Origin of the sequence: Terrisporobacter muris, assembly GCF_024621905.1 — a bacterium.
Taxonomy (GTDB): Bacteria; Bacillota; Clostridia; order Peptostreptococcales; family Peptostreptococcaceae; genus Terrisporobacter; species Terrisporobacter muris.
The window spans coordinates 1-8,170 of record NZ_JANKBY010000154.1; the positions used below are offsets into that span (position 1 = coordinate 1).

6 protein-coding genes are annotated in these 8,170 nt (G+C 31.3%); 2 read left to right on the plus strand and 4 right to left on the minus strand.

What is annotated here, in order from left to right:
- Positions 1-41 precede the first annotated feature (41 nt).
- Complete coding sequence (gltS, locus tag NSA58_RS12035; RefSeq protein ID WP_074429697.1) at positions 42-1,244, plus strand: sodium/glutamate symporter; 1,203 nt, start codon at positions 42-44, stop codon at positions 1,242-1,244.
- Positions 1,245-1,321: 77 nt separating this feature from the next.
- Here the strand turns inward: gltS and NSA58_RS12040 are convergent, their stop codons facing one another.
- Both NSA58_RS12040 and NSA58_RS12045 read right to left on the minus strand, forming a co-directional pair.
- Positions 1,322-1,510, minus strand: a complete 189-nt coding sequence (locus tag NSA58_RS12040; protein ID WP_320649308.1) for a tyrosine-protein phosphatase — start codon at positions 1,508-1,510, stop codon at positions 1,322-1,324.
- A 90-nt stretch (positions 1,511-1,600) separates the two neighbouring features.
- On the minus strand, positions 1,601-3,595 hold the full coding sequence (locus NSA58_RS12045) for a YgiQ family radical SAM protein (protein WP_039678748.1): 1,995 nt from the start codon (positions 3,593-3,595) through the stop codon (positions 1,601-1,603).
- 377 nt (positions 3,596-3,972) lie between these two features.
- On the opposite strand from NSA58_RS12045, the gene NSA58_RS12050 reads away from it, so the two are divergent.
- Entirely contained in the window at positions 3,973-5,475 is a 1,503-nt protein-coding gene (locus NSA58_RS12050; RefSeq protein WP_039678749.1) for an alanine/glycine:cation symporter family protein, read from the plus strand.
- Positions 5,476-5,576: 101 nt separating this feature from the next.
- On the opposite strand, the gene NSA58_RS12055 is transcribed toward NSA58_RS12050, so the two are convergent.
- Both NSA58_RS12055 and NSA58_RS12060 read right to left on the minus strand, forming a co-directional pair.
- Positions 5,577-6,368 carry an epoxyqueuosine reductase gene (locus NSA58_RS12055; protein WP_074429698.1) on the minus strand — a complete coding sequence of 264 codons (792 nt, stop codon included), beginning with the start codon at positions 6,366-6,368 and terminating at the stop codon, positions 5,577-5,579.
- Positions 6,369-6,684: 316 nt separating this feature from the next.
- Positions 6,685-8,067, minus strand: coding sequence for a GntP family permease (locus NSA58_RS12060; protein ID WP_039678751.1), 1,383 nt, complete (start codon positions 8,065-8,067; stop codon positions 6,685-6,687).
- Between the last annotated feature and the right edge of the window lie 103 nt (positions 8,068-8,170).

Sequence of the window (8,170 nt, forward strand, 5' to 3'; positions counted from 1 at the left end):
ATTTATACAAAATCTTACTAAAGAAAGGACTAAAACAATAAATGGAATTTAATTTAAACATCTATGAGACCATGGCTTTAGTTTCCATTGTGTTTTATATTGGTAAATATATTAGAAATAAATTTTCTATACTTTCAAAATATTGCATCCCTCCTTCTGTAGTCGGTGGATTTATATTTGCAATATTAATTCTTATATTAAAAGTTACAGATATCGCTACTATAAACTTAGATACAACGTTACAAGAAATTTTCATGACAACATTTTTTACAAGTATAGGATTTACTGCCAGCTTTAAAATATTAAAACAAGGTGGTATTAAAGTTATTACCTTCCTTGGACTTGCAATTTTACTTGTTGTATTACAAAATGTAGTTGGTGTAACACTTGCATCATTATTTAACTTGCAGCCATTGCTTGGTCTTTGCACTGCGTCCATACCTATGATAGGTGGTCATGGTACTGCTGGATCTTTTGGTCCATTACTTGAAAGTATGGGTATAACTGGTGCTACAACAGTGTCTATAGCTTCAGCTACATTTGGATTAATTATGGGTAGTATAATTGGGGGATTAGTTGCTAGAAACCTTATTCACAACCATAAAATAAAAACAGTTCATGATGAAAACTCTAAAGTTCCTCCAAAAAAAGTCGGAGATTTTAACGAGGAAAATCAAAATATTTTATGCTTAAAGAAACTTATGACTGGTGCATCTTTCTTATTTATTGCGATGGGACTTGGTTCTATAATTTCTGACTTTATACAAAACTCAGGATTAACTTTCCCTTCATATATAGGAGCAATGATTGCTGCTGCCATAATAAGAAATATATATGACCTTGCAGGAAAAGAAATCACAGAAAAAGAAATTGAAACTTTAGGTTCACTTAGTTTATCATTCTTTTTAACCATGGCCCTAATGGGACTAAAACTTTGGCAATTATTTGACTTAGCTTTACCTCTTATTGTTATGTTAATTGCTCAAGTAATCCTTGTTGGGTGCTTTGCTTATATCATAACTTATAGAGTTATGGGTAAAAACTACGAAGCAGTTGTATTTGCATCTGCAACTTGTGGATTTGGAATGGGAGCTACTCCAAATGCAATAGCAAATATGGATGAGTTAACTAACCGATATGGATTTGTTCATACTCCATATTTTGTTGTTCCAATAATAGGATGTTTATTTATAGACTTTGTAAATTCTGCTATTATTACAATGTTTATAAACTTTATAGGATAGTTATAAATGGGTTAGTATATATGCGAGGCACACTTAATAAAACTCACAACAATTTTGCTGTGAGTTTTATATTTATTTTAAGCCAAATATTTTTCCCTGAAAATTTCCAATTTCTTCTCACTGACACCCAAATCATTAATTATATATTCTACATATGAAGAATAGCTTTCCTTTATTTTATCTAAAGTAATCATTAAATACTCTCTTTTTACCATAAATACACCTTTTATTATTTCAATTACCTGTTCATCATCTATAAATTTAATAAAAAGCTCTGTTCATTTTTAATACCTATATAATTTTTTAAGCATAAGAATAGCAGTTATACCAATAGGTATCGCTACTATTTTTATAATCTATCTTTTAGTTCTTTTTTTGCCTTTTGAGTTAGAGTTTCTATTCTCTCTAGTATTAGTATTTCTACTATCTTTGCTATTAGAATTTCTTCTATCAGTACTCTTATTGTTTCTTCCACCTTTAGAATTTCTATCATTTGATTTACTATTCTTTTTATTTTTATCAAATTGTCTGTTTAGTGCCCCTCTAGCCTCTCTAGGTTTTATTAAACATCTTGGCCCAAATCCTATTAAATCTTCTCTACCTGCTTCAACCAATGCTGCATGAACTAAATCATAATTTCTTGGTGCAGAATATTGAAGTAAAGCTCTTTGCATTGCTTTTTCACGTTTAGATTTTGGTACATAAACTTCTTTCATAGTTCTTGGATCTAATCCTGTGTAGAACATTGTTGTTGATGATGTTCCTGGTGTTGGGTAGAAATCTTGAACTTGCTCTGGTTGATATTTAATATCTCTTAAATATTCTGCTAGCTCTATGGCACTATTTAATGTAGAACCTGGATGTGAAGACATTAAGTATGGTATTAAATATTGTTTTAATCCTACTTGTTCATTCATAGCAAAGAATTTTTGTCTAAATCTTTCGTAAGTATCTCCAGCAGGTTTTTGCATGTAGTAAAGCACCTCTTCTGCTACGTGCTCTGGAGCAACTTTTAATTGTCCACTTACGTGATGTTTAACTAGTTCTCTCATAAATGTATTATCTTTGTCAGCCATTACATAATCATATCTGATACCTGAACGTACGAAAGCTTTTTTAACTCCTGGTATTTGTCTAACTTTTCTAAGAAGACTGATAAAATCTGTATGATCAACATTTAAGTTTTTACATGGTGACGGATCTAGACACTGTCTATGTTTACATCCACCTTTACCTTCTGTAATTTGTTTTTTACAAGCTTCTTGTCTGAAGTTTGCTGTAGGTCCTCCCACATCATGTATATATCCTTTGAAGTCCGGTAAATGTGTAATTTCCTTAGCTTCTTCTAGTATTGATTCATGACTTCTACTTTGTACAGCTCTACCTTGGTGGAAAGTTATAGCGCAGAACGAACAACTTCCGAAACATCCTCTAGAACTTACTATTGAGAATTTTACTTCGTTCAATGCCGGTATACCACCCTTTGCTTCGTAAGAAGGATGATAGTTTTTAGTATATGGAAGTGCATATACCTCATCTAATTCTTCTCTATTTAGAGGTGGTTCTGGTTTATTTTGAACCATAAATTTATTTCCATGAGGTTGAACTACAGCCTTACCTCTAAATGGATCTTGTTCAGCTTCTTGTATTTTAAAAGCCTCTGCAAATTTTACTTTATCTTTTTTTATTTCTTCAAATGAAGGTGTTAACACATAATCTACATACACTTCATCTAAGCTGTCAGCCATATAACAAGTTCCGTCTATGAAGCTTATATATTTAGGATCAAATCCATCATTTATAGCATCTGCAACTCTTACTATTTGTCTTTCACTCATTCCGTAAACCAATAGATCAGCACCACTATCTACTAATATAGATTTTCTTACTTGATCACTCCAGTAATCATAGTGAGCAAATCTTCTAAGAGATGCCTCTATCCCCCCTATTACTAGTGGAATATCTCCATATGCTTCTCTTATTCTATTACAATAAACTATTGTAGCTCTATCTGGTCTATGACCCATTTCTCCACCTGGTGAGTAAAGGTCCTTATCTCTTTGTCTTTTACTAACAGAGTAATGGTTAACCATAGGGTCCATATTTCCTCCATTAACTAAGAATCCAAGTCTTGGTTTTCCAAGTTTCATAAAATCTTCAGTTGTTTTCCAGTTAGGTTGAGCAATTATTCCTACTTTATATCCAGCGTGTTCTAACACCCTTGATATAATGGCTGTCCCAAAACTGTGATGGTCAACATAAGCATCTCCCGTAACAATTATAAAGTCACACTGGTCCCATCCTCTTTCAATCATATCTTCTTTACAAATTGGTAAAAATTTATTTTCCATTTTATCACCTGCTCAATCTATATTTAAAATTCACTTCGTTCATATTGCCAACGATGTGCCTTTGCTTAGCTTCAGACAAATACGTTGCTTAAAATTCGTTTCGCTCAAGATTTTTATTTTCTTATCTTTAATTATTAACTCTGATTAACTATTATATCACAAAGATAATAACATTTTTTAAAGTAATTAAATTTTATATTATATTTTGTTGCCTTCTTTATGTTAAATTTGTATATTTTTGTTAATTTTCTTTAAATTAACATTACACACTTTTAACACAAATTTATACCCTAATTGGACTATAATAAATCAAAGAAATATTTAACATATCATTTTTCTTATACAGTTTCTTTTACTATAATTTAGGAGGGAATTTTATGGAAAACATAGTTAGTAGTATTAACTCCGTAGTTTGGAGTGTCGCACTTGTATGGACTTGTCTTGGCGTTGGTATTTATTTTAGCATTAGAACTAGATTTTCACAGATTAGAAATATTAAGGAAATGGTTGCTTTATTATTTAGTGGACAAAAATCTGAAAAGGGCATTTCTTCTTTCCAAGGATTTTGTACAGCACTTGCTGGTCGTATAGGAACTGGTAATATCGCCGGCGTTGCTACAGCTATAGCCTGGGGAGGTCCTGGAGCACTATTTTGGATGTGGCTTGCAGCATTCCTTGGCGCAGGATCAGCTTTTGCTGAATCAACTTTGGGTCAATTGTATAAAGAAGAACATGAAGGTGAATATCGTGGTGGACCTGCTTATTATATAGAAAAAGGATTTGGAAGTACTAAATTCTCCAAAATATATGGTTGTACTTTTGCAGTAGTTACACTTATCGCCATAGGTATATTACTTCCTGGTGTTCAAGCTAACTCAATAGCTATATCTGTAAATAATGCTTTTGGTCTTAATGTAAGCATTACAGCTATCATATTAGTAGTTATTCTTGCTCTTATAATTTTCGGTGGAATAAAAAGAATTGGTTCGGCTGCAGAATATATCGTTCCTTTTATGGGAGGCGCATATATATTAATGGCACTTATAATTATCGCAGTTAATATAGCTGACTTACCAAACGTATTAGTATTAATATTCAAGTCTGCATTTGGTGCAGAAGCAACATTTGGTGGTATAATTGGCTCTACAATAGCTTGGGGTGTAAAACGTAGTGTATACTCAAATGAAGCTGGTCAAGGTACTGGACCACAAGCTTCTTCAGCTGCTGAAGTTTCTCACCCTGCAAAACAAGGTTTCGTTCAAGCATTTTCAGTTTATGTTGACACATTATTCGTTTGCTCAGCTACTGGATTTATGATTATGATGACTGGCTGCTACAACACTTATTATGAAGCTTCAGGTAAAGTAATCGTTGAAAATATGCCTAAGTTGGGTATTCCAGAAATAGGCCCAGCTTATACTCAAAACGCTGTAGATACTTTAGTCCCTGGATTTGGTTCTGCCTTCGTTGCTGTAGCATTATTCTTCTTTGCATTTACTACTTTGATGGCCTATTACTATATAGCAGAAGTTAACTTAACTTATTTAGTTAAAAAATTCAAAAAAGGCCAAGGAAGCAAAACTGCAATTAATGTTCTAAGATTTACAATCCTTGCTATGACTGCATTTGGATGTATTAAGAGTGCAGGTCTTGCATGGGCAATGGGTGACATAGGTGTTGGACTTATGGCTTGGCTAAACTTAGTTGCTATAGTTCTTTTATCTAATACAGTTATTAAGTGTTTTAAAGATTATGAAAGACAAATGAAACTTGGAATTCCTAGGGATAATATAACATTTGACCCTACTCCACTTGGTATAAAAGGTGCTACATTCTGGGAGGAAAGAGTTACAAGTGGTGAAAATAACCCTCAATCTTAATTTGTAATTAATCAATGATTTGATAGTAAAATAAAACCCTAAAAAATGTACCAGAAAAAGAGCTAAGGCGGCTTAGCTCTTTTTCGCGTAAAAAAATATATTTAAGGTTGTTTAAATGAACATGGTAAATTTACTACACATTTACCACAGACTTCACTTCCTCCTTTTGGATTTCCAATTTTATATTTATTATTGCCATATAATTTTTCATACTTATTAAAACTTTTCATACAAGTTTCATAACATTTAAATCTATCATAATTATTCTCGTTTAATGCCCCACTAAAACAGCGTTTTACACATACTAAGCAACTTCCACTTCTTTTATATAAACAATTTTCTTCTTCTAATGGTTTATCTGGACTTACAGGTAAATTTGTAACTATAGTAAAATATCTTCCACAACATCCCTCTTCAGTAATTAACATATTATTAATACCAAAAGTTCCCAATCCCGCTACTCTAGCTATATGCCTATGAGACCATTTACTTTTTAATATATCTTTTTTAAAATTACCTGCTTCCTTGCATACTTCTGCCTTATAGCCTATCTCTTCTATTCTTTTAATAACATGATTATTTAACTTAATAAACATTTCGTTAGTTTCTTGATAAGCTAAAGTCCATTTTTCTGATGCTAAATCTCCATCTATATTGGAGTCTGCTATATCTTTAGTAAAAGGAACAAAATAAGCAATAATAATAGTGGGATCTTCTAATACATCAGTTGGCATTAAATGTTCTTCAAAAGTACAATCTCTTATATGCATAATATCTTCATGATTAGCATCAGCAAAACCAACTAATGGTAATCTCCAACTTGTACTTATGTCGTCTCTTTTTTCATATTCTTTTACAAAATCTACTATATAGTTCTTAATTAAATCTTTCATAGAATCTTCCCCCTTATTCTATTAAAATATATACTTTTTTATGCGCTACAATCTCATTAGATCACATCTAAAAAAGCACCTTTTTTCAAAGATGCTATAATATCCGATTGCTATTTTTTCTTATTATTTTTATTTTGTGCTTCATCTTTTGTTCTTTTTTGCGCCCAAATATTAGCTATTATTACGAATAATAAAATAAGACTTCCTACTCTTATTATAGTTTGAACCATATTTTTCCCCCCAATTATACTCCTCTTCTAATTTTATCTTGTACTTAAATTATATACTACTTTCATTGATTTATTTATCATTTATTTTACATTACTATAAAAAGACTCACACCTATTACAATAATTGATGTTACCACTATTGGAATTACTACAGAGGTCACAAATATATCTTTGTAAGACTGCTTATGAGTAAGTCCACAAATAGCTAAAGTTGTAATTACTGCCCCATTATGCGGTAATGTGTCTAGACCTCCACATGCTAATGATGCAATTCTATGAAGAATTTGTGGAGATATATTTAGAGCATGGGCCATTTGTAAATAAGCTGGTGCCAAAGCATCTAAAGTAATAGTAAGACCTCCAGATGCAGAGGCTGTAAGTCCACAAATCAAGTTTACTGATAAAGCTTCTGATATTATTGGATTAGAAGAAATATTAAACACAAAATTTTGTATTACTGCAAAAACAGCCAATGATTTAATAACACTTCCATAGCCTACTATGGCAGAAGAATTTAATAAAGGTCTAAAAGAATTAGTTACACCTTCATCAAGAACAACTTTTAAATTTTTTATTTTTTTAAAATTAGTTAAAACTAAAAAAATATCAGCTATCACAATAGAAATTATTACACTCCAGGTTCCTGATACATTACTTAAAACTGTGTTATAACCTTCTAAATAGCTGCCATCAATTGTAGGATAATAAATCTTTGAGAAAAATAAATTTGCTGCAAATATTATTAATATAGGAAAAATTGACACAAATATATTTGGTAATTCATCCTTAATCAATTCTTCATCATCTTTTTCAATATGATTTCCATATCCTTCTCCATTTGTTCTAGCTTTTTGGGCCTCCCTAGTTAAATAAAACATTCCCAATCCAAGCATAAGTAAGCTGGCTATTATCCCAATCAAAGGAGCTGCAAAAGCGTCTGTTCCAAAGTATTTCATAGGAATAACATTTTGAATTTCTGGTGATCCTGGTAAAGCTGTCATAGTAAATGTAAATGAACCTAGGGCAATACAACCCGGTATTAATCTCTTCGGGATGTCTGCCTGTTTAAATAAAGTTCTTGCTATGGGATAAGAAATAAATGCTACTACAAATAACGAAACTCCACCATAAGTAAGTAATGAACCTGATAAAACTATAGATAATATAGCTTTTTCTTTTCCTAATTTTTCTGTTATAAAGTGTGATATTGACTTAGCATAATTTGCTTTTTCCATTAAAATTGCAAATAAAGCGCCCGTCATAAATAGAGGAAAATAATTTTTTACAAAACTTGCAAAGCCAGCCATATAAACTTCTGTGTAATTTGCCATCAAGTGACTATTAAATCCTGAAGTTACAATCAATGTTAACAAAGCTATAATTGGGGCTGTAATTATTGTTGAATATCCTTTGTACGCCAAAAACATAATAAGGAATAGTGATAAAATTAATCCTATGATGCTAAACATAATTTACCTAGTGTTGAATTACCAACACATCTCCTTTCAATTTTATATAAATTACAAGTTATATATTTACTTAAATTTAAAATTAATTTTATCTATAGTATTT